Here is a 24,445-nt window from a genome sequence, read left to right as displayed (position 1 = left end):
CGGTTGGCGCCACCCCTCGCCGCGGTACGGCTCAGTGCGTTCCCTTCCGTACGACCGCCGCGCCTGGAGGCCCGATGGCAGCCCGCCCCTCCCGCTCCCGACTGTTGTCCCGGAAGACCTTGCTGGGGGCGGGCGCCGTGGTGGCCCTTGCCGCGGTGAACGCGCCCGCCGTACTCGGCGCGGCGAGCAACGCCTACCACGACTGGGAGATCGAGCAGCCCTCGTACAAGGCGGCCATGGGTCACTGGGCGATCGCGGACATGCCCAAGAGCTACCAGCTCAACTCGATCCACGCGATCATGCTGCACACCGGCAAGGTGCTGCTCATCGCGGGCTCCGGCAACGACATCAAGCACTTCGAGGGGGGCAGTTTCCGGGCGACCCTGTGGGATCCGGTCAAGAACACCTTCAAGAAGATCGACACCCCGGCGGACATGTTCTGCGCCGGGCACGCCCAGCTCCCGGACGGAAAGATCCTCGTCGCGGGCGGCACGGCCCGCTACGAGGTGCTCAAGGGCGACGTCAAGCGCGCGGGCGGCGCCATGCTCGTGAAGAACGAGGACCCCGACAAGAGCCGCACGCTGCCCAAGGGCACCGTCTTCCGCTCCCCCGACGGCGCCGAGTACCGCAGCCAGTTCCCGGTCCACGTCCCCGCGGCGAAGAAGAAGATCGTCGGCCCCGGCGGCACCGCGAAGGTGACCGCGAGCCAGGCCCGGGTCTACGTCGAGTCGACCGTCGAGGGCAGCCGTGGCATCACCCAGGCCACCGACCAGTACGAGATCGAGGGCCTCAAGGGCAAGGACGCCGACAACGTCTACGGCATCGCCAACAAGCTCGGCCTCGACAAGAAGGACTTCCAGGGGATCAAGAGCGCCTACGAGTTCGACCCGGTGACCGAGAATTTCACCAAGGTCGGTTCGATGCACGAGGCCCGCTGGTACCCGACCCTGACCTCCCTGTCCGACGGCCGGGTCCTCGCGGTCTCCGGGCTCGACGACATCGGGCAGGTCGTGCCGGGCAAGAGCGAGATCTACGACCCGAAGACCAAGACGTGGAAGTACACGGGGATGAAGCGGCAGTTCCCCACCTACCCGTCGTTCTTCCTGACCGGCAAGAAGAAGATCTTCTACTCGGGTTCCAACGCGGGCTACGGTCCGGCCGACGTGGGCCGCACCCCCGGCCTGTGGGACATCGGCACGAACGCCTTCTCGCCGGTCAAGGGCCTCAAGGACCCGAAGATCCTGGAGACGTCGTCGTCGGTGCTGCTGCCGCCCGCCCAGGACCACAAGGTGATGGTGCTCGGGGGCGGCGGGATCGGCGAGTCGCACAAGTCGACCGCGCGTACCGCCATCGTCGACCTCAAGCAGGACAACCCGACGTTCCAGCAGGGGCCCGACCTGCCGGAGAAGACGCGCTACCTCAACAGTGTGCTGCTGCCGGACGACAAGGTGTTCACCACCGGGGGCAGCCGTGACTACCGGGGCCGCAGCGACAGCGACATCCTGCGCTCACAGATCTACGACCCGGCGAAGAACACCTTCACGGCCGCCGCCGCGCCGACCGTGGGCCGCAACTACCACACGGAGGCGCTGCTGCTGCCGGACGGCCGCGTCGCGGTGTTCGGCTCCGACCCGCTCTTCGGTGACAAGGCCAACACCAAGCCGGGCACGTTCGAGCAGCGCGTCGAGGTCTTCGAACCGCCCTACCTGCACCACGGCGAGCGGCCGGATCTCAGCGTCGCGCAGAAGTCGGTCGAGCACGGCGGGACGCTGACCCTGCGCACGAAGGACGCGAAGGACATCACCAGGGTCCGGCTCATGCATCCGGGCTCCGCCACCCACGTCACCGATTTCGACCAGCGCTCCATCGCCCTGGACGTGCGGCGCGGCGCCGACGGATCGCTGACCGCCACCGTCCCGGACGACACGGCGCTGGTGCCGTCCGGCTGGTACATGGTGTTCGTCACCGACCGCGGTGGCGTGCCGTCGAAGGCCGCCTGGGTACACGTCACCGCATCGTGAGGGGGGCCGCGCGCCTCCGTCGGGGGACGGGGCCGTAGACGTCAGGGGACGTAGACGCGCCTGGCCCGGGACGGCGCGCCCCGGTCGTCGTCGACGAAGAGCATGTACCAGCCCGACGGGACCACGTTTCGGTTCCCGGGCGCTCGCCGGCATGTCGACGATCTCCCAGTGACCGTTGTCGGCCTTGCGCTCGGGCCTGTCGATCGCGTACGCGTGGTACTTCGCCTTGCCGAAGCGGTACAGCCACGGGCCGTTGAGCCCGGCCAGGGCGAGCACCACCACTGCGATCATCGTGAATCGACGGGCACGACGGTGCCCGGCACGGTCCAGCATCCCCTGGATCCCCCCAGATCACTCAACTGCCCCATGTCGCGCGGCCATCGGCCGGTCCGTCCGGGCGCCCCCTGGTGGGCATTACGCAAGCGCGGCACGGGCCGGAAACGCGGGACCGCGCCTCAAGGGGCGCCTTTGGCCTTCCGATGAGGGGCCGTTGACCGCGTGTGCGGTCAATCGTTCCTGCCGGGCGCCCCGGTCAGCCGTTCCTGCCGGAGGGCTGGTCCGCCCAGCCGAGCGGGAAGATGTCGGCGTCCAGCGGTCCCGGCACCGGGGGCTCGCCGCCCGCCTCGTTGAACGCGGTGAGCGCGCCGATCAGGGCGTCACGCCGGCCGGGGTCGAGCCGTTCCACGATCGCGGCGATCTCCTGACGGCGCCGCATGGTCACGTTCTCGACGGTGAGCCGGCCCTCGTCGGTGGGGCGCAGCAGCGTCTCACGCCGGTTGTCCGGGTTGATCTGGCGCACCGCGAGCCCGGCGCCGATCAGCCGGTCCACCATGCGCATCGCGGTCGACGGCGCGACCTGCAGCAGGTCCGCGAGGGTGACCAGCTTGGTGGTCCCCCGGGTGGCGAGCACCACCAGCATGCGGAACTGCGGCAGCGTCACGCGGTCCTCGACCTCGGCCAGCGATCTCGCCGACACCGCGACCAGGAGCCTCGACGCGGTCAGCACCGCGCGGGTCACCGCGTCGACATCGTCCTCGCCCCCGACCGGGGCCTTGCTCGGATCCATATCTCCTTTCTACCGCGCCACCGGTCGGCTGATCCTCCCGGTACCGGGGTTCGGCGACGACATTGCCGACGCCCGGCAGGTAAAGGGGATCCTGGCTGCATGGCAAGGGCGTGTCAGCGTCGCGTCAAGAACATGTAAGGTCACCCTTGGTGTGCCGGGAAGTCTGGTCGGCGGTTCGCCACACGTCTCTTGCCGATCGGGGTCCTGTCCATGGTGCTCATCGTCGTGTTCGGGATCGCCCTGCTCGTCGCCGTCCTGCTCTCCGGGCTCGCCGCGCGCACGGTGCTCTCGACCTCCTTCCTCTTCCTGGTCGGCGGCGCCCTGGTCAGCGACGGTTTCCTCGGGCTCATCCACATCACGCCGGACAGCGGGATGGTCTCGGTGACGGCGGACCTCGCCCTGTTCGCGGTGCTGTTCACCGACGGCATGCACGTCTCCTTCCCGAAGCTGCGGGCGGGCTGGAAGCACCCGGCCCGTGCCCTCGGTCTCGGCATGCCGCTGGCCTGCGTCGGCACGGCCGTGCTCACGCACTACCTGGTCGGCCTCGACTGGACGACGTCGTTCCTGGTCGGCGCGGTGCTGGCGCCCACGGACCCGGTGTTCGCCTCGGCGATCGTGGGCCGCAAGGAGGTTCCGGCGAAGCTGCGGCAGCTGCTGAACGTCGAGAGCGGCATCAACGACGGTCTGGCGCTGCCCTTCGTACTGATCTTCATCGCGGCGGCCGGGCCGACCGCGGGGCACGCCGAGGCCGGCCTGGGCAGGATCGCCGTGGAGCTGGTCACGGGGCTCGGCCTCGGCGTGGTGCTGCCGATGGCGGTCGTGGCGCTGGCCCGGTTCCGCCTGCTCGGTGCCGAGCCGAAGCTCCAGCCGCTGCTGCCCCTGGCCGTCGGCGTGATCCTCTACGCCACCTGCCACCTCACCCACGCCAACCCGTACCTCGCGGCGTTCTCGGCGGGTGCCGTGCTCGCCGCGCGTTCGCCGGAGGCCAAGGAGGCGTTCGAGCCGCTGGGCGAGGCGCTGGCGGAGCTGGCCAAGTTCGCCGCGCTGCTCGTGTTCGGCGCGCTGCTCACACCGCGTCTGTTCGGCGAGCTTCCGGTCGGCGGCTATGTGGCGGTGGTGCTGGCGATCGTGCTGATCCGTCCCGCCTCGCTGCTGATCTCGCTGCTCGGCTCGCGGATCGGGCGGCGCGAGAAGCTGGTCGCCGCCTGGTTCGGGCCGAAGGGTTTCGCCTCGGTGGTCTACGGGCTGCTCGTGCTGCAGGCCGGGATCCCGCAGGGCGACAAGGCGTTCACGCTGATCGCCGTGTGCATCGCCTTCTCGATCATCGCGCACAGCAGCACGGACGTGCCGATCGCCCGGCTCTTCGACGTCGAGGACCTCACGGGAATCGACGAGCCGCGCGACGAGGTGGAGGCGGCGGCACAGCAGGCGGCCCGGCGCGCCGACGCTCCGGCGGAGAGCCGCAGGGGCGAGCATGTCGACGCCTGAGCGAAGGCGCGCCGGCCAAGGCCGGCGCGCCGACCGGGAGGACCGAGCCGGACGAACCACCATCGGAGGACCGTGAACGACTGGCACAGCTGGGCGGCGATCGCCGTCTTCGTCGGCGCGTACGCGCTCATCATCAGCGAGAAGGTCCACCGCGTCGCCGCGGCCCTGGGCGGCGCGGGCCTGATGCTCGCCGTCGGAGCCACCGACGACGGGTCGGCCTTCTACTCCGAGGAATCGGGCATCGACTGGAACGTCATCTTCCTGCTCATGGGGATGATGATGATCGTCGGTGTGCTCAAGAAGACGGGCATGTTCGAGTACCTGGCCATCTGGGCGGTGAAACGGGCGCGCGCGAAGCCCTTCCGGGTGATGGTCATGCTCATCGTGATCACGGCCCTGGCCTCGGCGCTGCTCGACAACGTCACGACGGTGCTGCTGGTCGCCCCGGTCACGCTGCTCGTCTGTGAGCGGCTCGCGCTGCCGGTGGCGCCGTTCCTCATCGCGGAGGTCTTCGCCTCGAACATCGGCGGTGCGGCGACGCTGGTCGGTGACCCGCCGAACATCATCATCGCCAGCCGCGCGGGCCTGACGTTCAACGACTTCCTGGTCCACCTCGCCCCGCTGTCGGCGGTGCTGACCGTGGTACTGATCCTGCTGTGCCGGGTGATGTTCCGTAAGTCGTTCGTCTTCGACGCGGCGCGGGCCGCGGACGTGATGGCCCTGGAGGAGCGCGAGGCGATCAAGGACCCACGACTGCTCGTGCAGGGGCTCATGGTGCTGGCCCTGGTGGTCGCCGGGTTCGTCCTCCATCCTGTGCTCGGCTACGCGCCCAGCATCGTCGCGCTGCTCGGCGCGGGGCTGCTGGTGGCCATCTCGGCCGTGGAGACGGGTGAGGTGCTCACCGAGGTCGAGTGGCCCACGCTCGCCTTCTTCGCGGGCCTGTTCGTCATGATCGGCGGCCTGATCGAGACCGGAGTGATCAGCCAGGTCTCCAAGTCGCTCGCCGACGTGATCGGGGGCAGCGAGCTGGGCGGCTCGATGGTGCTGCTGTGGGCGTCGTCCGCGCTGTCCGGCATCGTCGACAACATCCCGTACGTGGCGACGATGGCGCCGATCACCGCCGATCTGGTCCGTGACATGGGCGGGGCGAACGACCACGTCATGTGGTGGGCCCTCGCCCTCGGCGCCGACCTGGGCGGCAACGCCACCGCGATCGGCGCGAGCGCCAACGTCGTCGTGCTCGGTATCGCCGAGCGCAATCGCCAGCCCATCTCGTTCTGGCAGTTCACGAAGTACGGCCTGATCGTGACGGCGGTCACGGTGACGGTGTCGGCGGGATATGTCTGGCTGCGGTACTTCGCGTTCGGGTGAGCCGGGAGCCTTCGGTCGAGCTGGGTGGCCTTGCGTCGACGCGGCCTGAAACTTCCGGATCTTGAGCGCGGATACTTACGACCGCGGCGTGGACCGCGGCGGCGGGGCCCAGGGCGCCCCTCCGGCCGGATCTTGTCGGGGTCGCCGGACCCGCCACGCCGACCTGCGGCGTTGTCGTCGGTTGCCGACGCTGCGCGCGTCGCCGCTCCTCCTCCGCCTCGCGGCCAGGCGCAACGGACCGCGCTCGGCGGCGCCGATCGGCACGGTCGACCGGGTCCGACCTGCCCCCGACAGGCGCCCGCGTCGGTCCGAATCCCCCACCGCACCGATGATGGCGCCGCTGAACCGGGTGGCCCGTTCGGGTCAGTCCGGCACGTTTCACCCCGAGGGACTACACCCGCGGCACTGAGCTGCGCTTTCCCCGGTGAACGGCGCGGGGGCCCTAAGCACTTGCGGCCCATGCGGCCTGCGGGGCTGTGGGGACAGGGGTTGTGTTCGGGACGCGGGCGGTCAGTGAGCGGCATGTGGTGTGCCGCGGCCGCCGCGTTGGAGGTTCTCCCGATGCGTACGCTGAAGATAGCCACCGGCACCGTCCTCGCCGGCACCGCTCTTCTGTTCACCGCTCCCCTCGCCTCGGCGTCCGACAGCCAGTGCGACCCGGCCACCGCGGCCGCGCAGAAGGCCGAGTCCGACTACAAGTCGGCCCTCGCCGACTACCAGAAGACGATCGACGACGGTGGCCACCCCGGGAAGGCGGAACGCGACAACGTCGACCAGCTCAAGCAGAAGGCCGACTCGCTCGCCTCGCAGGCCCAGCGCGCCTGCGGCGACCAGAGCATGAAACCGACGTCGCCGAGTTCCACGCCACCCGCGAGCAAGAAGCCCAGCGGCGCCATGCACACCGGTACCGGCTCCACGAGCACCGACCCGGCCGGTGTCCCCGCCCTGGCCGCCGTGGGCGGCCTCGCCGTCGCGGCCGCCGCGGGTTTCGCCGTACGCCGCCGGGGCCACAGCCGCCAGCACTGACACGCACGCACCGCGCTCCGCCCTGCCGCCGTGTGTGCGCCGCGGCACGGCGGGGCGCGCGTCCCACGGAGGGAACGGGTCGTGGCCACCGATCTTCAGGTCCGCAGGCCGTCGCTCGCCGGCCGGTTCTTCAGGGGGCTCGTGCTGGCCGTGACCGGCACCGTGGCGTTCGCGTTCACCGTCGCCGAACGGCCGTCGGGCCCTCCCCAGCCGAGCGCGGCGGCGCAGCACACCGGCCGGGGCTCCGCGCACGCCGCGAGCGCCGCCGCGCCGCTGCCCGCCTCGAAGCCGCTGCGGGTCACCGTCCCGGCCATCCACGTGGACGCGCCCCTCACGAGACTCGCGCTCGACGACGACGGGCGTCTGGCCGCGCCGCCCGAGGACGACAAGAACCTGGCGGGCTGGTGGGCCGGCGGCCCCTCGCCCGGAACCCGTGGCACCGCGATCATCGCGGGACACGTCGACATCCCCACCGGCCCCGCCGTCTTCTACGATCTCGGCGCCCTCAAGCCCGGCATGAAGGTCGCGGTCACCCGCGCCGACGGCCGCACCGCGCACTTCTCGATCGACCGGATCGACGTCTACTCCGCCGCCCACTTCCCCGACGACAAGGTCTACGCGGACACCGGCCGCCCCGAGCTGCGCCTCATCACCTGCGGCGGCGGCTTCGACCACGCCCGGCAGCGCTACAAGGGAAACGTGGTGGTCTCGGCACACCTGGTGGGCTGAGCCCTCCCGCCGAGGCCGCCCCGCCGAGGCCGTCCGGTCACGCCGTCCGGTCACTCGTCCAGTTGCCGAATCCCGGCCGCGCGTTACCACAGCCGGGCCCGGGCGTTTGGATTTCTGGGCGTTCGCGGTGCAGGAACGTCTCTGCAGTTGAAGATGGCGGGACGTCAGCTCCCACGAGAGGCCGACGGTCATCCGGTACGAGACGGGCGGGAAAGCGATGGATCGGCTGACGGGCCGACTCCCCGGTCCACGGCGGGCGGGGGACGACGCGCACCGGACGCGCCTGATCGGGCGCGGCGAGGACCTGCGCACGGTGAACGAACTCCTGTGCTCCCAGGCGCTGGTGACCGTCACGGGCGCCGCGGGCATCGGCAAGAGCGCCTTGGCCCGGGAGGCGGCGGACCACTTCGACGGCGAGGTGCTGCGGCTGCGCCTGTGGCCGGAACCGGAGCCTGAGGCGGCGGCGATGTCCACACCGGAGCCTGACGCGGCGGCGACGTCCACCGGGGCCTCGGCAGCGGCCGAGGACAGGGTGCGGACAGCGCTCGCCGAGTGGCGGGGCGGGCGCGGCGGACGGGGTCTGCTGCTCCTCGACGACGCCGACCCGGTGCGCCTGGCCTGCATCGGGTTCGTACGGGAACTGCTGGAGACACACCCTGAGTTGGTCGTCCTGGTGACCGCGCGGCAACCGTTGGGGGTCGGTCAGGAGCAGGTGGTGCGGTTGGGTCCGTTGCCGATGTATGAGGGTGACGGACTCGAAGGGGCGGAGCGGGCGGACGGGCCGGAGCGGGTCGACGCCGCCGTGCACGGACCCGCCGTGCGGATGTTCATGGAGGGGGCGCGGCGGTGGGGCGGGAGCCTGACGCCGTCGGCGGGCGACGACTGCGTCGCCGATGTGTGCCGGCGGACCGGCGGCGTGCCGCTGGCGCTGGAGCTCGCCGCGCGCCAGACGCGACGACGGTCCGTCGCGGAGGTGGCTGCGCTGCTGGCCACCGGAGTGGGGTGGCTGCGCGACGACGAGCGGGAGGGCCCGGCGCGGCACCGCTCGATGGACCGGGCGGCGGGTGCGGTCTACGGGCACCTGGAACGGGACGAGCGCATCGTGTGGGCCAGGGCGAGTGTGTTCGCGGGCGAGTTCGACGAGGCCGCCGCCATGTTCGTCTGCCAGAGCCTGGACGTTCCGACGGCACGTGTGCCGTCCGTGCTGTCGCGGCTCGCCACGATGTCCGTCCTGGAAGCGGCGAAGGACCCGGGCGGCGTGGTCCCCGTCCGCTACCGGATGAACCCGGCCTGCCGCGACTTCGGGCGGGGCTGTCTGCGGGCGGCGGCCGAGTGGCCGACCGCCGTCGACCGGCACTTCGCCTGGCAGTGCAGCCTCGGCGACGCGGCCGCCGACCTCTGGTACAGCGGCCACCCGACCGTCGCCCTCGACCTGCTGCGCGGCTGCGCGACCGATCTGCGCGCGGCGCTCGTGCGGAGCACGGTGCACGGGGGCCGTGTCGAGGACGCCCTCGCGCTCGCGGTCGACCTGTGGTTCTGGTGGGGCGTGTGCGGGCATCCGGCCACCGGGCACGCCCTGGTGCGCGGCCTGCTCCGGACGGCCCGTCACGAACAGGTCACCGTGCCCGCGGCCGCGCTGTGGCTGGAGGGCTGGCTCGCCGCGCGCCTGGGCCGCCCGGAGGCGCCGCTCGTCCTGGGAGAGGCGTCCCGGGCGGCCGTCGCGGAGAACGACCTCGGCCTGCTCGGCCAGATCTCCGACGCCCTCGGCATCCACTACGCGCTGGCCGGCGACCGGGACCGGGCCGTCAGCCACCTCGAGGACGCCGTGCTGTTCGCCTCCCGGCGCCCCCTGCGCGGGCCCGCGGCCGCGATCAGCCGCGCCGTCCTCGCCTGCAACGAGGCGCGCTCCGATCCCGCTCGCGCCCGCGCGTGCCTGCGCCGCGCCCTCAGCGATCCGGCGGCCCGGGACGACCTGTGGGTCCGGTGCACGACGGGGTACGCCCTCGCGCTCATCGACCACCTCCGCGGCAACAAGTCCAAGGCGTGGCGCAGAGCCAGCCGGGTGCTCGCCGACGCGAAGGCGCTCGGTGCCCCCGCCGGGGTGGCCCTCACCCGGGAGCTCCTGCACGAGCTGCGAACCGGCCGCGCACCGGCACCGCCGACCGCCCCGACCGTCCACGCGCTCGCGGTGGCCTGAGGCAGGGGGCCTCGGCAGGACTTGTCGGGATCCCGTCGCGGCGCCCCCGCCTTCACCTGCCGGCTGCCCCGCACCCATGCTCGGACCGGCCGGGGGAGAACTCTGCCGAAGAGGGCGGGATCAGAGGTCACGCGGGGCCCCGGCGACCCGTGATGCGGGGCCGTGCGGTGAGCGGCTGCTTCGCGTGCGCCCGCGTGCAGGCGTCGCCGGTCACGAGCGGGTCGGCGGCCGTCTCCGCCGTCACGACGCACGGCATGTCGTGCGTGGCCGCCGCTTCGGCGGTGGCCGCTCGGCCGACGGCGAGGAGGTCTCGCCCCCTGGCTCCGGCTCCGGCTCCGGCTCCGGCTCCGGATTTCCACGCGTGTCGTCGGCAGCCCGAGCACGCGGCCGAGCCTATGGAAGGTGCCCATGGGGAGCCGGGCCACGGGCGAGGGGGGACGCGCGCAACCACCGCGAGGTCACGTGGTCGGACGGCTGCCCATTTCCGACATGAAGAGAACCGGGTCGCTGTCGAAGCCCCGGATCAGCTCATGCAGCTCCCACTCCCCGGTCGCGCCCCTGGTGAACTCCGCCACGGTCGCGGCCGTCGCGTCGGCGACTCCCGAGAAGTCGTCCTCCAGCAGTTTCCGGTACCCCTCCACGACCTGGACACCGGCGTTGGAGATGTCACCGAAGGCCCGGGGCCCGTCGTTCTGGTGGATGGCCACACCGACCACGACCCGGCCGTAAGCGGCCGACATGCGCTCGAACTCCAGCACCATCACCTCGACGAAGCCGAGGCCCATGCCGGTCTGGCTGTGCCGCTTCATGGTGATGGTCCCGTCCGGCGAACGGCTGTCGTAGTGCACGACGTTCATCGGCCGCCCGTAAGGGTCGTCCGCCGGGTAGGCGGCGGCGATGATGTCAAGATGCCGGGGCGCCTCCCCCCACGGGCTCGGATCCCACCGCAGCCGCACCTCTGTCTTGCCCAACTCCTGGCCCCCACCACTCACCGCGCCGCACCTCTCGGACAGCATCGCGGGACCTCCCCGCATCACAAGTATGCGTTCCGAACGGGACTTTGATGCCTTCCTGACGTGTCGGGACCCGGTCACGCGAGGAACGACAGCCGGACCTGGCGCCGCGGGTTGTCCTTGTTCGTGTCGACCAGGCACACCGACTGCCACGTCCCCAGCTCGAGGCGGCCCGCCACCACCGGCAGCGTGGCGTGCGGTGGCACGATCGCCGGGAGGACGTGGTCGCGGCCGTGGCCGGGTGTGCCGTGGCGGTGCTGCCAGCGGTCGTCCGCCGGGAGGAGGGTGTGGAGGGTGGCGAGGAGGTCGTCGTCGCTGCCGGCGCCCGTCTCGATGACGGCGACGCCCGCGGTGGCGTGCGGGACGAAGATGTTGAGGAGGCCGTCACGCCCCTGGGCTGCTTCGCCCAGGAACGACTCGCAGTCGCGGGTGAGGTCGACGACCTGTTCGCTGGAGCCGGTGGTGACGTTCAGGACGCGCGTCGTGAAGGCATCAGACATGAGGGCATTCTCGCGCACCGGCTGGCGTCGGGGCTGACCGGCGTCGGCCGGTCGGGGCGGGAAGTTTCTCGGTTCCCGCGCAGTTGGCAGCAGTGTGAATCACATGGAGCGGCAGAGCGACACGGACGCGCGGCAGGTCGATGTGGTGGTCGTCGGCGCCGGTCAGGCGGGCTTGTCCGCCGCATACCACCTGCGCCGCACGGGGTTCGAGCCGGGGCGCGACTTCGTCGTCCTCGACCATGCGCCCCGGCCGGGCGGCGCCTGGCAGTTCCGCTGGCCGTCGCTCACGTACGCCAAGGTGCACGGGATGCACTCCCTGCCGGGCATGGAGCTCACCGGGGCGGACCCCGCCCGCCCCTCCTCGCAGGTCGTCGGTGAGTACTTCTCGGCGTACGAGGAGGCGTTCGACCTGCGCGTCCGCAGGCCGGTCGATGTGCGCAAGGTGCGCGAGGCGGGCGATGGGCGGCTGCTCGTCGAGAGCTCGGACGGGGTGTGGACGACGCGCTCGCTCATCAACGCGACCGGGACGTGGGACCGGCCGTTCTGGCCACGCTACCCCGGGCAGGAGACCTTTCGCGGGCGGCAGCTGCACACCGCCCAGTACCCGGGGCCCGACGCGTTCGCCGGAAAGCGGGTCGTGGTGGTGGGCGGCGGGGCGTCCGGCACTCAGCATCTGCTGGAGATCGCCCCGCACGCCGCCGAGACGACCTGGGTGACGCGCAGGCCGCCCGTGTTCCGCGAGGGCCCCTTCGACGAGGAACGCGGCCGCGCCGCCGTCGCGCTGGTCGAGGAACGGGTACGGCAGGGGCTCACGCCCCTGAGCGTCGTCTCGGTGACCGGGCTTGCGGTGAACGACACCATCCGCGCCGCGCGCGCCGACGGGACCCTCGACCGCTTGCCGATGTTCGACCGCGTCACCCCGACCGGCGTGGCCTGGGACGACGGGCGTGACATCGCGGCCGACGTCATCCTCTGGGCCACCGGATTCCGCCCCGCGCTCGACCACCTCGCGCCGCTGCGACTGCGCGGGGCGGGCGGCGGCATCCGGATGGAGGGAACCCGCACGGCGCTCGACCCGCGCGTCCACCTCGTGGGGTACGGCCCGTCGGCGAGCACCATCGGCGCCAGCCGCGCCGGGCGCGCGGCCGTCCACGACATTCGCCGCAGGCTCGCGCGGGACCCGGCCCCTGTGCCGGCTCCTACGGCCGCGGAGACTCCCGTGACGGCGGTGGCGTGAGTCCGCCTCGGCTCAGCTGGAAGCCTTCGCGGCGGCGTGGTTCTTGTTGAACTCGGCCACGTTCCTCTGGTGTTCGGCGAAGTCCGCGGTGAACCGGGTGTCGCCCGGCTTCACGGTCACGAAGTACAGCCAGTTTCCGGGCGTGGGGTGCTCGGCCGCCTTCATGGCCTGTTCACCCGGGTTACCGATGGGCGACGGCGGCAGACCCATCCGCGTATAGGTGTTGTACGGGTTGTCCTTCTTGGTGTCCTTGGCGCTGGTGCGCACGGTGGAACGGCCCAGCGCGTAGTTGAGCGTCGAGTCCATCTGCAACGGCATTCCGTGGTCGAGTCGGTTGTAGATGACGCGGGCGACCTTGCCCATGTCCGCCACGTTGTCCGCCTCCGCCTCCACGATGCTCGCGATGGTGACGGTCTGGTACAGGTTCACGGCGTTGAGGTCGGCGCCCGCCGTGGTCTTGGCTGCCTGGAACTTCTTGTTGGCCGTGTTGACCATGTACGAAAGGAGCGTTGTCGGCGTCGACTTGTCGTTGAGCGGATAGGTCGCCGGGAAGAGGTAGCCCTCGGGGTTTCCGCCGGCGTCCCCCGGAAGCTTGAGGCCCGCCTTGGGCACAGCCTTCCTGGTGGTGCCGGGCGCCACTCCGAGCGCCTTGTCCACAGCCTCGTAGACCTGGCCCGAGCGCCAGCCCTCCGGAATGGTCAGCGCCTTCGGCCGCCCCCCGTCGTCACCTGACAGCGTCAGCGGCACCGCGACGGCGGTGGCCGCCACGACGGCCCCGGTCGCGATGAGGGCGATACGGCCTCTGGGCGTGAGTCGGATGGTGCTCCGTCGCGGAGTCTCGTTCAGCATGCCGGAAAGGTAACGCCCCTTACCGGACAAACCCGGCATATTTTCATCTCAACGGCCGGGACTGCCCCAGGTGGGTCAGCGTGCCACCCGCTCCCTTCCCCCACTCGGGGCTCACACCACCGCCTCCACCTGGGTGTCGCGCCGCACCAGCGCCGCGTACCGACCGTCGAGTGCGAGCAGCTCCTCGTGCGTGCCCCGTTCGGCCACCCGTCCGCCGTCCAGGACGACGATCTGGTCCGCGCCACGGACCGTGGAGAGCCGGTGGGCGATGGTCAGGGTGGTGCGGTCGGCCGACAGCGCGTCGATGGCCTCCTGCACGGCGCGTTCCGTGCGGTTGTCCAGGGCACTGGTCGCCTCGTCGAGGATGAGCACCGGCGGGTCCCGCAGAATGGTGCGCGCGATCGCCAGGCGCTGCTTCTCGCCGCCGGAGAAGCGGTGACCGCGCTCGCCGACCACGGTGTCGTAACCGTCGGGCAGCGAGGCGATGTGGTCGTGGATCTGGGCCGCTCGGGCCGCGGCGTACACCTCCTCGTCGGTCGCGTCGGGCTTGGCGAAGCGCAGGTTCTCGGCGACCGAGGCATGGAAGAGATAGGTCTCCTGCGAGACGACGCCGACCGCGCGCGCGAGGGTGTCGAAGTCCAGATCACGTACGTCGACCCCGTCGAGGGTCACCCGGCCGCCCGTGACGTCGTACAGCCGGGGCACCAGGTGACTGAGCGTGGACTTGCCCGCGCCGGTCGAGCCGACGACGGCGAGGCTGCTGCCCGCCGGCACGGTCAGGTCGATGCCGTCGAGGATCGGACGGTGCCGCTCGTCGGCGGCGTCGTAGCGGAACTCGACACCCTCGAAACGGATGTCGCCCTTGATGGTGTCGAGGCGCACCGGGTTGTCCCGCTCAGTGATGTCGACGGGCAGGTCGAGGTATTCGAAGATGCGCTGGAACAGGGCGAGCGAGGTCTGGATCTGCACTCCGGTCTGGAGCAGGCTCACGGTCGGGCGGAACAGGCCCTGCTGCAGCGACACGAACGCGACGAGCGTGCCGATGGAGATGGTGGGCCCGCCGAGTTGCAGGGCTATGCCGGCCGCCCAGTAGATGACGGCGGGCATCGCGGCCATGACGATGCTGATGACAGCCATCCGCCACCGGCCCGCCATGTTGGAGCGGACCTCAAGGTCGACCAGCTGCTCCGACTCGTCGGCGAAGGACGCGGTGAGCGAGTCGGCGCGGCCCATGGTGCGGCCGAGCACGATGCCGCTCACGGAGAGCGACTCGGTGACGGTGGCGGCCATCGCGGCCATCTGCTTCTGCCTGCGTGTGGCGATCTTCTTCCGCTCGCGCCCGACACGGCGGCTGATCCAGACGAAGACCGGCAACAGGAGCAGGGAGACGATCGTGAGGCGCCAGTCGAGGGCGACCATCGCCACGATGGTGGCGGTCACGCTCGTCACGTTCGAGACCAGTGAGGTCGCTGTGGAGGTCACGGTCGCCTGCATGCCGCCGATGTCGTTGGCGATGCGTGACTGGACCTCGCCCGTGCGGGTCTTGGTGAAGAAGGCGAGGGACATGCTCTGCAGGCGTCCGTAGACGGCAGTGCGCAGGTCGTGCATGACGCGCTGGCCGACCGTCGTGGAGATGAGAGTCTGCAGCACGCCGAAGACGCTGGTCACGACGGCACTGGCGATCATCCCGAGGGCCAGCAGGGTGAGCAGCCCGGTGCGCCGCTCGGGGATGGCCACGTCGAGGATCTCGCGGAGCAGGAAGGGCGTGGCGACCGTGACGAGCGAGGCGGCGCACACGAGCAGACCGACGAGGGCGAGCCGTGCGCGGTAGGGACGGAAGAGGGAAAGGATGCGGCGGATCTGCCGCGGCTGCCCCGACGCGACCGCATCGGGGGGCGGCGTCCAGTTGATTTCGTGGCGCTGCATGGGCCTCCTACGGGCCGATCGACGACAAGGCATCACGACGAAGCATCGCGACGAAGCATCGCGGCCGTGCGACGCCCGGCACCGGGCGAGCATCGGCCGACTTCGAGGAGCATAGCTCATTGTTACCTATACTCACAATGCACGAGGTCCTGATAATGTTCCGCCATGAACACACCGGACGCCGACGGCTTCCTCGCCGAGCAGTTGCTGCGGCTCACCCGCCGCCTGCACCGCATCCAGAAGCGACAGCTCGAACCGGTGGGAATCACCCCCGCGCAGTCACGGCTGCTGCGCACGCTCGTGCACTACGAGACCCCGCCGCGCATGGCCGACCTGGCGCAGCGGCTCGAGGTCGTACCGCGCGCCGTGACCAGCGTCGTGGACGGTCTCGAGGGGGCGGGCATGGTGCGCCGGGTCCCCGACCCGGGCAACCGCCGGGTCATCCGGATCGAGCTGACCGAGCACGGCAGGGCCGCCCTTCGGGAGCTGCGCAGCGCGCGCCGGGCGGCGGCAGAGGAGATCCTTGCCCCATTGGACGCGGAGCAGCGCGCGCAGCTGACCGTCTTGCTGAACGCGCTGTTCGAGTCCCCCCTCGACACCTCGCGCCCACCGGACCACTGACAGGACGACCGAGCACCGTCGCCGCGCCACCGCGAAGGAGAGGCCATGCCGCTGCTGGAGCCGAAACCGGAAGCACTGCGCCCCGCGACCCGTCCCGCGGGCCCGGCCCCCGACCGGGTCTCGGACCGGCAGGCGGGCGGCACGCCGGAGCCGCTGCGCTCGGAGCTGACCGCCCTCCTCGGCGAGCAGAAGGTGCTCACGAACATCTCGGACCTGGTGCGGTACGCGTCGGACGCGAGCCCCTATCGCTTCGTGCCGCAGGTGGTGGTCGTCGCCCAGGACGTGGACGACGTGTCGGCCGTGTTGTCGTACGCGCGCGGCAAGGGTCGTGAGGTCGTCTTCCGCGCGGCGGGCACGTCGCTGAACGGGCAGGCGCAGGGCGAGGACATCCTGGTCGACGTCCGCAAGTTCTGGGCCGGGGTCGAGGTCCTGGACGACGGTGCGCGGGCCCGGATCGGTCCGGGCACGACGGTGATGCGCGCCAACGTCACCCTGGCCCGGCACGGCCGGATCCTCGGCCCGGACCCGGCGAGCGCCATCGCCTGCACGGTCGGCGGTGTGGTGGCCAACAACGCCTCGGGGATGACGGCGGGCACGACCCGCAATTCGTACCGTACGCTCGCCTCGCTCACCTTCGTCCTGCCGTCCGGCACCGTCGTGGACACCGCCGACCCGCGGGCGGACGAGGAACTCGCGCACGCCGAGCCCCGACTGTGCGAGGGGCTGCTCGCGATCAAGCGGGAGATCGAGGCGGACACGGAACTCACTCGGCGGATCCGCGCCAAGTACGAGATCAAGAACACCAACGGATACCGCCTGGACGCCTTCCTGGACGGGGCGACGCCGGCGCAGATCCTGCGCGGGCTCATGGTGGGCTCGCAGGGCACGTTCGGGTTCATCTGCGAAGTCGTCTTCGACACGCTGCCGTTGGACCGGAAGGCGTCGACGGCACTGTTGTTCTTCCCCTCGCTGCCCGCGGCCGCCGCGGCGGTGCCCGCGTTCAACGAGGCGGGGGCGCAGGCCGTCGAGCTCATGGACGGCAACACGTTGCGCGCCTCGGTCAGCGTGCCGGGCGTGCCCCGGGACTGGGCCCGGCTGCCCAAGGACACGACGGCGCTGCTCGTGGAGTTCCGCGCGCCGAACGAGGAGCGGCAGGCCGCCTACGAGGCCGCTGCCGCCGAGGTGCTCAAGGGGCTCGACCTGGTGGCGCCCGTCGACTCCGTCACCAACGCGTTCACACGCGACGCGAAGACGATCGCCGGGTACTGGAAGGCTCGCAAGGCGTTCGTGACGGCGGTGGGCGGTTCACGTCCCTCAGGGACGACGCTGATCACTGAGGATTTCGCGGTGCCGCCCGCCCGCCTGGCCGAGGCCTGCGAGGAACTGCTCGACCTCCAGACACGGCACGGCTTCGAGGCGGCGGTGGCCGGGCACGCGGCGCACGGCAACCTGCACTTCCTGCTGGCGTTCGACGCGGCCCGCCCGCAGGACGTGGAGCGGTACGCGGCCTTCATGGACGATTTCTGCCGCCTCACGGTCGAGCGGTTCGACGGTTCGCTCAAGGCCGAGCACGCCACGGGGCGCAACATCGCTCCCTTCCTTGAGCTCGAATGGGGCCCACGGGCCACGGAGTTGATGTGGCGCACAAAACAGGTCATCGACCCCGACGGCGTCCTGGCCCCGCGCATCGTCCTGGACCGTGATCCACAGGCCCATCTGCGTGGTCTCAAGACGATCCCCACGGTGGAGGCGGTCGCGGACCCGTGCATCGAGTGCGGATTCTGCGAGCCCACCTGCCCCAGCGAGGACCTGACCACGACGCCGCGCCAGCGGATCGTGCTGCGCCGCGAGATGACCCGTCAGCCGTCCGGTTCGCCGGTCGAGCGCGAGCTGATCGACGCGTACGGGTACGACGCCGTGGACACCTGCGCCGGGGACTCGACGTGCAAGCTGGCCTGCCCCGTGGGCATCGACACCGGCGCGTTCATGAAGGATCTGCGGCACGCGCGGCACAGCCCGCGTGAGGAGAAGGCGGCGGCGTTCACCGCACGGCGTTTCAAGGCCGTCGAGGCGTCCGCGCGCCTCGCCGTCGCGGCCGCCGACAAGATCAGCGACCGGCTGCTCACGTCCCTCACCGGCGCCGCCCGCAAGGCGGTCCGCCCCGACCTGGTGCCCGAGTGGCTGCCGCGGATCCCGGGGGCCGCCGCGCGTACGCTGCCGCGCACCGCGCGCGTGGGTGCCGCGGCCGTCTACTACCCGGCGTGTGTGAACCGTATTTTCGCTTCGCCCGGTGCCGTGTCGCTCCCGCACGCCGTTGTCGCGGTCTCCTCTCGCGCGGGCAGGCCGGTCTGGATTCCCGGTGATGTCTCGGGCACCTGCTGTGCCACGATCTGGCACTCCAAGGGCTACGAGGAGGGCAACACGATCATGGCGAACCGGATCGTGGAGGCGGCCTGGGGCTGGACCGCCGGCGGCCGCTTCCCCCTGGTCGTGGATGCCTCGTCGTGCACGCTGGGCATCGCCCACGAGGTCGTGCCGTATCTCACCGACGACAACCGCGAGTTGCACGCGGAGCTGACGGTGGTCGACTCGATCGTCTGGGCGGCCGAGGAACTGCTGCCCCGTCTGGAGGTACGGCGCGTGGTGGGCTCGGCCGTGCTCCACCCGGCCTGTTCCATGGAACACCTGGGGGACGTCGGACACTTGAAGGCCGTCGCCGAGGCGTGCGCGCACGAGGTGGTCGTCCCCGACGACGCGGGCTGCTGCGCGTTCGCCGGCGACCGCGGGATGCTCCACAAGGAGCTCACCGAGTCCGCGACCCGCAAGGAGGCCGCCGAGGTCGGGTCGCGCTTCTACGACGCGTATCTGTCGGCGAACCGGATGTGCGAGGTCGGCATGGACCACGCGACGGGCCGCTCGTACCACTCCGTGCTCGTCGAACTGGAGCGGGCCACGCGCCCCGGTCCGCCGTGACGCAGCGGTGGCCGGTCAGGGCGCCTGAAGGTCGGCCTTGTCACCCATGACGACGACCGGGTGCTGAGCGGGGTCGAGCGTCTTGAGCAGGTAGGCCATGTTCGCCCGCGACTGACTGACACACCCGGAGGTGCCGCTGCCGTGGTCCATGTGCAGCCAGATGCCGCCGCCCTTGGACTGGCCCTGGGGGCGGGTCGGATCGTTGGGCGGGGTGCCCTTGACCCGGTTGTAGTCGATGGCGATCACGTAGTCGAAGTCGTGCCAGTACGACGTGGACCAGGTGCGCGGAGCCCGGAACGCGGCCGAGCGTGTGTACGGGAGCTTGGCGCCGGGATCGGCGAGTACGCCGCCGGCGTCGGAGAGGGTGAACACCCCGACGGGGCTGCGCCGGTCGCCCTCGTGGTGGTCGGTCGTCCAGCCCTTCTTTCCGTTGTGACCCGACCAGTCGCGCTGCTTCTTCCAGCTGCCGCCGGACTTGGTGTACAGGGCGATGGTCGCGTTCCCTGAGTTCTTGCCGTCGCCGTAGACCACGACGGCCTGCCGTGTGTCGTCCGGTATCTGCTGCCAGTAGCGCTCCCCCACACCGGGGATGCGCCCGGGGGCGACTGTGCGCGCCTTGTCGCTCTGTGCCCCGCCCGCCGAACCCCGTTCTCTCGCGGCCGGCTTGTCGCCCTCGCTCCTGCCGCCGCCGTCGGCACCGCATGCCCCGACCGTCGCCAGAAGAACCCCGAACGCCGCCGTCACGGCACCCGCCCGCACCACCGAACCCGCACCACGCATGCGGTCCATCGTCGCACCACGTCCCGGCCCGCACCGCGCCGGCCCAGGATTCCGCGGTGCGGGGGCCGATTCTTCGCGGGGGACGGAAAACCGTTTGCCTCCGGTCACGGTGGGACGCGAACCTTTCACGGCTTGCCACGACCGAATCTCACCCACGGTCCCCGTTTCGAGTCCTGGGACGTCATGCAGATCTCCGACCTTCCGTACCCCGACCCCGGCGTGCCCGACGCGCGCTCCGGGCCTCGGTTCCTGTTCTGGCTCGGCCGGAACCAGCTCCGCGGCCAGCTCCGCTCCCTGGCCTGGGGGCTGCTCCACTTCGCCTCGGTCGCCGGACTTCCGTACGGCGTCGGATACGCCGTACAGGCGGTCGTCGACGGCTCGGGGTCCCGCCTGGCCGCCGCGGGCGGTCTGATCGTTCTGCTCGGCGCAGGGATCGCCCTCGGCGACACGATGCTGCACCGCACCGCGGTCACCAACTGGATCACGGCCGCCGCACGCGTGCAGCAGCTCCTCGCCCGCAAGGCGGCCGCGCTCGGCTCCGCGCTGACCCGGCGGGTCGCCGCGGGCGAGGTCGTCGCGGTCTCCACCGGGGACGTGGAGAAGATCGGCTGGTTCGTCGAGGCGCAGTCGCGGTTCCTCGCGGCGGCCGTCACCGTCGTCCTGGCCACGGTCGGACTGGTCGTCTACCAGCCCGCGCTCGGTGTCGTCGTCGCGATCGGCATGCCCGTGCTCGCACTGGCCGTCCTGCCGCTGCTGCCGCGTGCGACACGCCGCGCCGACCGTCAGCGCGAGAAGGCGGGACGGGCCACCGAACTGGCCTCGGACACCGTCGCCGGGCTGCGCGTGCTGCGCGGCATCGGCGGCGAGGAGCTGTTCCTCGACCGTTACCGCCGTGCGTCGCAGGAGGTGCGCGAGGCCGCCGTGCACAGCGCCCGCATGTGGGCTCTGATCTCCGCCGTCCAGGTCCTCCTTCCGGGACTGCTGCTGATCGCCGTGGTCTGGTACGGCGTCCATCTGGCGCGCGAGGGTCGGATCGCCGTGGGCGACCTGGTCACCGTGTACAGCGCGATCATGACGCTCGCCTATCCGTTGCGGCACTTCGAGGAGATCGCACAGGCCTACTCGTTCTCCCGGCCCTCGGCGCAGCGTGCGGCCCGCGTGCTGGCCCTCGATCGCGGCACCCGCGCCGGCGAGGGCGGGGCACGGGAGGCTGCCGGTGTGCCGACAGGTGACCTGTACGACCCGGCGACCGGGCTGCTCGCCCCCTCGGGCCTGCTCACGGCCGTCGTCTGCGGCGACCCCGACGCCGCGGGGCGGCTCGCCGACCGTCTGGGCGGGCACGCGCCCATGGACGACGACGGTCCGGCGCAGCCGTCCGTGCTTCTCGGCGGTGTTGCGCTGGACGAGCTGTCCCTGGAAGAGGCGCGTACGGCCGTGCTCGTCCAGGACAAGGACCCGGTGCTGTTGTCGGGCACGCTCGCCGAGCTCTTCGACGTCCCGGCGTCCGGGGCTGTCGGCCCGCGGGAGGCTCTGGCGGCGGCTGAGTGCGGCGATGTCCTCGACGCGCTCTCGCAGGCCTGCGTCGACGAGGATCCGATGCGCGCCCGTGTCACCGAGCGCGGCCGCTCTCTGTCCGGCGGCCAACGCCAGCGCCTGGCGCTGGCCCGGTCGCTGGTGACCGACCCGGAGGTGCTCGTCCTGGACGAGCCGACGTCCGCCGTCGACTCGCACACCGAGGCCCGCATCGCCCGGGGGCTGCGGACGCTGCGGCGCGGGCGTACGACGGTGGTGTTCACCTCGTCCCCGCTGCTGCTCGACCGTGCCGACCGTGTGGTGTTCGTGCGGGAGGGGCGGGTCGCGGCGGCCGGTGAGCACCGGAAACTGGTGCGCGGCGAGCCGCTGTACCGCGCGGTCGTCACCCGAGAGACGGGCGAGGAGGCCCTCGTACGCCCGGCCGTTCAGGGCCCGGAAGAAGACAGTGATATCGACATCGAGGAGACGGCATGATCGGCGTGGCGCCCCCGGAGTACGATCCGGCGGCCCCCACCACGGCCAGCACGCTGCCGGTCGGGACCACGGCCACCGTCCGCGGCTACGTGAGGGAGCTGTACCACCGTCACCGGCGCGCCTTCCTGCTGTTGATCGGTGTGAACACCGTCTCGGTCGTGGCGTCGATGGCGGGCCCCTACCTTCTGGGCGGCCTGGTGCAGGACGTCTCGGACGGCGCTGACGCGCTGCGCGCCCTGCACCTTGAGCGCACCATCGGCCTGTTCGCGCTGGCGCTGGTGGTTCAGGCCGTGTTCGTGCGACAGGTGCGGCTGCGCGGGGCGATGCTCGGTGAGCGGATGCTGGCGGATCTGCGCGAGGACTTTCTGGTGCGGTCCGTCGGCCTGCCGCCGGGCGTGCTCGAGCGAGCCGGGACGGGTGACCTGCTGTCCCGGATCACGACCGACATCGACCGGCTCGCCAACGCGATGCGGGAGGCGGTGCCGCAGCTGTCCATCGGCGTCGTGTGGGCGGCGCTGCTGATCGGCGGGCTCGCGGTGACAGCTCCCCCGCTGGCCCCGGCGCTTCTCATCGCGGTGCCGGTCCTGGTGCTCGGCTGCCGTTGGTACTTCAGGCGGGCGCCGTCGGCGTACCGGTCGGAGGCCGCCGGGTACGCGTCCGTCGCGGCGGCGCTCACGGAGACCGTGGACGCCGGACGCACGGTGGAGGCGCACCGGCTCGGCGGGCGCCGGGTGGAGCTGTCGGAGCGGCGCATCAAGGAGTGGACGGCGTGGGAGCGCTACACGCTCTATCTGCGGTCCGTCCTCTTCCCCGTGATCAATGCCGTCCACGTCATCGTGCTGCTGTCCGTCCTGCTGATCGGCGGTGTCTTCGTCCTGCGGGGTTGGATCGGAGTGGGTCAGCTCACGACGAGCGCGCTCATCGCGCAGATGCTGGTGGACCCGATCGGCCTGATCCTGCGCTGGTACGACGAGCTTCAGGTCGCCCAGGTCTCGCTGGCCCGGTTGGTCGGCGTACGGGACATCGAGTCGGACTCGGGCGACCCGTCCGTGCGGCCCGACGGGCGCGACGTGCTCGCCGACGACGTGCATTTCGGCTACCGCGAGGGCGTCGACGTGCTGCGCACGGTGTCGCTCCGGGTGGCCCCCGGAACACGGCTCGCCCTGGTCGGGCCGTCCGGGGCGGGGAAGTCGACGCTGGGGCGGCTGCTCGCCGGCATCTACGCGCCGCGCACCGGCCGGGTCACACTCGGAGGGGCACAGCTGTCGCGGATGCAGGCCGAGCGGGTGCGGGCGCATGTGGCCCTGGTCAACCAGGAGCACCACGTGTTCGTCGGTTCCTTGCGGGACAACCTGCGCCTGGCCAGCGCCGATGCCGGGGACGCGGAGCTGTGGGCGGCGCTCGGCGCGGTCGAAGCCGGAGACTGGGCGCGGGCCCTTTCCGAGGGGCTCGACACGGAGGTCGGTTCGGGCGGCGTGGCACTCACTCCCGCGCAGGCCCAGCAGATCGCTCTGGCCCGGCTGGTCCTCGCCGACCCGCACACGCTGGTTCTCGACGAGGCGACCTCGCTGCTCGATCCGCGTGCCGCGCGGAACCTGGAGCGGTCCCTGGGCCGGGTCCTCGACGGCCGCACCGTCGTCGCCATCGCGCACCGGCTCCACACGGCGCACGACGCGGACGTGATCGCCGTGGTCGAGGACGGACGGATCCGCGAGCTCGGCAGCCATGACGAGCTGGTGGCGGCCGACGGTGCGTACGCCGCGCTGTGGCGGTCCTGGCACGGGTGAGCGCGCCGGGGGCGCGGCCGGGCTCAGATGAAGTTGAGCGCGGCCGCGCAGCCCATCCCGCCGAGCATCATGAAGACGGGCATGAGGACCTTCACCTCGACCCAGCTGCCCGCCCGGAACCGCATGACCTTCGGCGGGCCCACCGGGTACCAGCGCTTGCGGCCGATCGGGATGGGCCACAGGATCGGGCAGCCCGACACGGTGAGCGCGTCGCCGATGTCGTGCACCAGGGCGCCGAGCACGATCGGCAGGCCCAGCCACAGGTACTCCTGGCCCGGCTGGGTGAACAGCCAGTCCGATCCGTGGCCCGGTTTGTCCAGTATGCCGGCGAGGATCCAGGCGCTGGTCGCCGCGAGAAGCCACACGAGGACGTCGCTGCTGGAGCCGCGGGCGGCCCGCCACAGCAGCCCTTCGATGGCGAGCACCATGTGCACGAACAGGATCCCGAGGACGACCCAGCGGCCTCCCGTGATCGCCGCGAAGGAGGTGCCGGCGCCGATCAGCACCGCCCACAGCCACGTGTGCGTGAGGGTGCGGTGCCCCCCGGAGCGGCTGGGGTCGCCTTTCTTCCGGGTGGCCTTGTAGACGGTGGCCGAGAGTTTGTCGACGACCTCGCACACGCCTCGTGAGAGCGGTCCGAAGGCACGCGAGATCGTCGCCGCCTTGTGGTCGAGGTCCGGGGCGAGGGCGGCGCCCGCGCAGATCAGCGCCCCCACCAGGACGACGGGCCAGGGCATCGGGTGTCCGGCTGCCGCCGCTGCCGCGCCCACCCCCAGCCAGGCCGCCGCTCCGGACAGCGAGTGTGCCGGTCCCATCATGAGTGTCTTCCGCCCCTGTCCCTCGTGTGTCGGCCG

19 protein-coding genes and 1 pseudogene are annotated in these 24,445 nt (G+C 71.6%); 11 read left to right on the top strand and 9 right to left on the bottom strand.

Going from position 1 to position 24,445, the window contains the following annotated elements; genetic code table 11:
* Positions 1-74: 74 nt before the first annotated feature.
* Positions 75-2,021 (top strand): radical copper oxidase GlxA, encoded by a 1,947-nt coding sequence (glxA, locus tag OFY01_RS23330; RefSeq protein ID WP_266602990.1) that lies wholly within the window; start codon positions 75-77, stop codon positions 2,019-2,021.
* Between the two features lie 41 nt (positions 2,022-2,062).
* Here glxA and OFY01_RS23325 read toward each other — a convergent pair whose 3' ends face one another.
* From OFY01_RS23325 to OFY01_RS23315, 3 genes and pseudogenes are all read right to left on the bottom strand, one after another.
* On the bottom strand, positions 2,063-2,146 hold the full coding sequence (locus OFY01_RS23325; RefSeq protein ID WP_266603049.1) for a hypothetical protein: 84 nt from the start codon (positions 2,144-2,146) through the stop codon (positions 2,063-2,065).
* A 7-nt stretch (positions 2,147-2,153) separates the two neighbouring features.
* Positions 2,154-2,354: pseudogene (locus OFY01_RS23320) on the bottom strand (galactose oxidase); the annotation flags it as partial.
* A gap of 199 nt (positions 2,355-2,553) precedes the next feature.
* Positions 2,554-3,087, bottom strand: a complete 534-nt coding sequence (locus tag OFY01_RS23315; RefSeq protein ID WP_266602988.1) for a MarR family winged helix-turn-helix transcriptional regulator — start codon at positions 3,085-3,087, stop codon at positions 2,554-2,556.
* A gap of 210 nt (positions 3,088-3,297) precedes the next feature.
* Here OFY01_RS23315 and OFY01_RS23310 point away from each other — a divergent pair, with 210 nt between their 5' ends.
* From OFY01_RS23310 to OFY01_RS23290, 5 genes are all read left to right on the top strand, one after another.
* A complete protein-coding gene (locus tag OFY01_RS23310) occupies positions 3,298-4,575 on the top strand; it encodes a cation:proton antiporter (protein WP_266602986.1) in 1,278 nt (425 codons plus the stop codon).
* 72 nt (positions 4,576-4,647) lie between these two features.
* Entirely contained in the window at positions 4,648-5,946 is a 1,299-nt protein-coding gene (locus OFY01_RS23305; RefSeq protein ID WP_266602984.1) for an ArsB/NhaD family transporter, read from the top strand.
* Positions 5,947-6,507: 561 nt separating this feature from the next.
* On the top strand, positions 6,508-6,972 hold the full coding sequence (locus OFY01_RS23300; RefSeq protein WP_266602982.1) for a hypothetical protein: 465 nt from the start codon (positions 6,508-6,510) through the stop codon (positions 6,970-6,972).
* A gap of 81 nt (positions 6,973-7,053) precedes the next feature.
* Positions 7,054-7,701, top strand: coding sequence for a class F sortase (locus OFY01_RS23295; RefSeq protein WP_266602981.1), 648 nt, complete (start codon positions 7,054-7,056; stop codon positions 7,699-7,701).
* 217 nt (positions 7,702-7,918) lie between these two features.
* Entirely contained in the window at positions 7,919-9,898 is a 1,980-nt protein-coding gene (locus OFY01_RS23290) for an ATP-binding protein (RefSeq protein WP_266602980.1), read from the top strand.
* Positions 9,899-10,356: 458 nt separating this feature from the next.
* Here the strand turns inward: OFY01_RS23290 and OFY01_RS23285 are convergent, their stop codons facing one another.
* Together OFY01_RS23285 and OFY01_RS23280 are read right to left on the bottom strand one after the other, a co-directional pair.
* Positions 10,357-10,914: a TerD family protein gene (locus tag OFY01_RS23285; RefSeq protein WP_266602978.1), complete on the bottom strand. Its 558-nt coding sequence runs from the start codon at positions 10,912-10,914 to the stop codon at positions 10,357-10,359.
* A gap of 74 nt (positions 10,915-10,988) precedes the next feature.
* On the bottom strand, positions 10,989-11,411 hold the full coding sequence (locus OFY01_RS23280; protein ID WP_266602976.1) for a secondary thiamine-phosphate synthase enzyme YjbQ: 423 nt from the start codon (positions 11,409-11,411) through the stop codon (positions 10,989-10,991).
* A gap of 103 nt (positions 11,412-11,514) precedes the next feature.
* Between OFY01_RS23280 and OFY01_RS23275 the strand changes: the two genes are divergently transcribed.
* On the top strand, positions 11,515-12,648 hold the full coding sequence (locus tag OFY01_RS23275; protein WP_266602974.1) for an NAD(P)-binding domain-containing protein: 1,134 nt from the start codon (positions 11,515-11,517) through the stop codon (positions 12,646-12,648).
* 12 nt (positions 12,649-12,660) lie between these two features.
* Here the strand turns inward: OFY01_RS23275 and mltG are convergent, their stop codons facing one another.
* Both mltG and OFY01_RS23265 read right to left on the bottom strand, forming a co-directional pair.
* Positions 12,661-13,497: an endolytic transglycosylase MltG gene (gene mltG / locus OFY01_RS23270; RefSeq protein WP_266602972.1), complete on the bottom strand. Its 837-nt coding sequence runs from the start codon at positions 13,495-13,497 to the stop codon at positions 12,661-12,663.
* 111 nt (positions 13,498-13,608) lie between these two features.
* Complete coding sequence (locus OFY01_RS23265; protein WP_266602970.1) at positions 13,609-15,423, bottom strand: ABC transporter ATP-binding protein; 1,815 nt, start codon at positions 15,421-15,423, stop codon at positions 13,609-13,611.
* 165 nt (positions 15,424-15,588) lie between these two features.
* On the opposite strand from OFY01_RS23265, the gene OFY01_RS23260 reads away from it, so the two are divergent.
* Both OFY01_RS23260 and OFY01_RS23255 read left to right on the top strand, forming a co-directional pair.
* Positions 15,589-16,044, top strand: coding sequence for a MarR family winged helix-turn-helix transcriptional regulator (locus OFY01_RS23260; RefSeq protein ID WP_266602968.1), 456 nt, complete (start codon positions 15,589-15,591; stop codon positions 16,042-16,044).
* A 45-nt stretch (positions 16,045-16,089) separates the two neighbouring features.
* Positions 16,090-19,017, top strand: coding sequence for an FAD-binding and (Fe-S)-binding domain-containing protein (locus OFY01_RS23255; RefSeq protein ID WP_266602967.1), 2,928 nt, complete (start codon positions 16,090-16,092; stop codon positions 19,015-19,017).
* A 15-nt stretch (positions 19,018-19,032) separates the two neighbouring features.
* On the opposite strand, the gene OFY01_RS23250 is transcribed toward OFY01_RS23255, so the two are convergent.
* Positions 19,033-19,797, bottom strand: a complete 765-nt coding sequence (locus OFY01_RS23250; RefSeq protein WP_266603047.1) for a L,D-transpeptidase family protein — start codon at positions 19,795-19,797, stop codon at positions 19,033-19,035.
* A gap of 183 nt (positions 19,798-19,980) precedes the next feature.
* On the opposite strand from OFY01_RS23250, the gene OFY01_RS23245 reads away from it, so the two are divergent.
* Positions 19,981-21,804, top strand: a complete 1,824-nt coding sequence (locus tag OFY01_RS23245; protein ID WP_266603045.1) for an ABC transporter transmembrane domain-containing protein — start codon at positions 19,981-19,983, stop codon at positions 21,802-21,804.
* Positions 21,801-23,591 carry an ABC transporter ATP-binding protein gene (locus OFY01_RS23240; protein WP_266602966.1) on the top strand — a complete coding sequence of 597 codons (1,791 nt, stop codon included), beginning with the start codon at positions 21,801-21,803 and terminating at the stop codon, positions 23,589-23,591. Before OFY01_RS23245 ends, OFY01_RS23240 begins: the two co-directional genes overlap by 4 nt.
* Before the next feature lie 23 nt (positions 23,592-23,614).
* On the opposite strand, the gene OFY01_RS23235 is transcribed toward OFY01_RS23240, so the two are convergent.
* Entirely contained in the window at positions 23,615-24,409 is a 795-nt protein-coding gene (locus OFY01_RS23235) for a metal-dependent hydrolase (RefSeq protein ID WP_266602965.1), read from the bottom strand.
* Positions 24,410-24,445: the final 36 nt, after the last annotated feature.

Origin of the sequence: Streptomyces beihaiensis (genome assembly GCF_026274175.1) — a bacterium.
Taxonomy (GTDB): Bacteria; Actinomycetota; Actinomycetes; order Streptomycetales; family Streptomycetaceae; genus Streptomyces; species Streptomyces beihaiensis.
The sequence above is the reverse complement of the archived record's forward strand: the minus strand, read 5'-3'. Positions and strand labels throughout refer to the sequence as shown.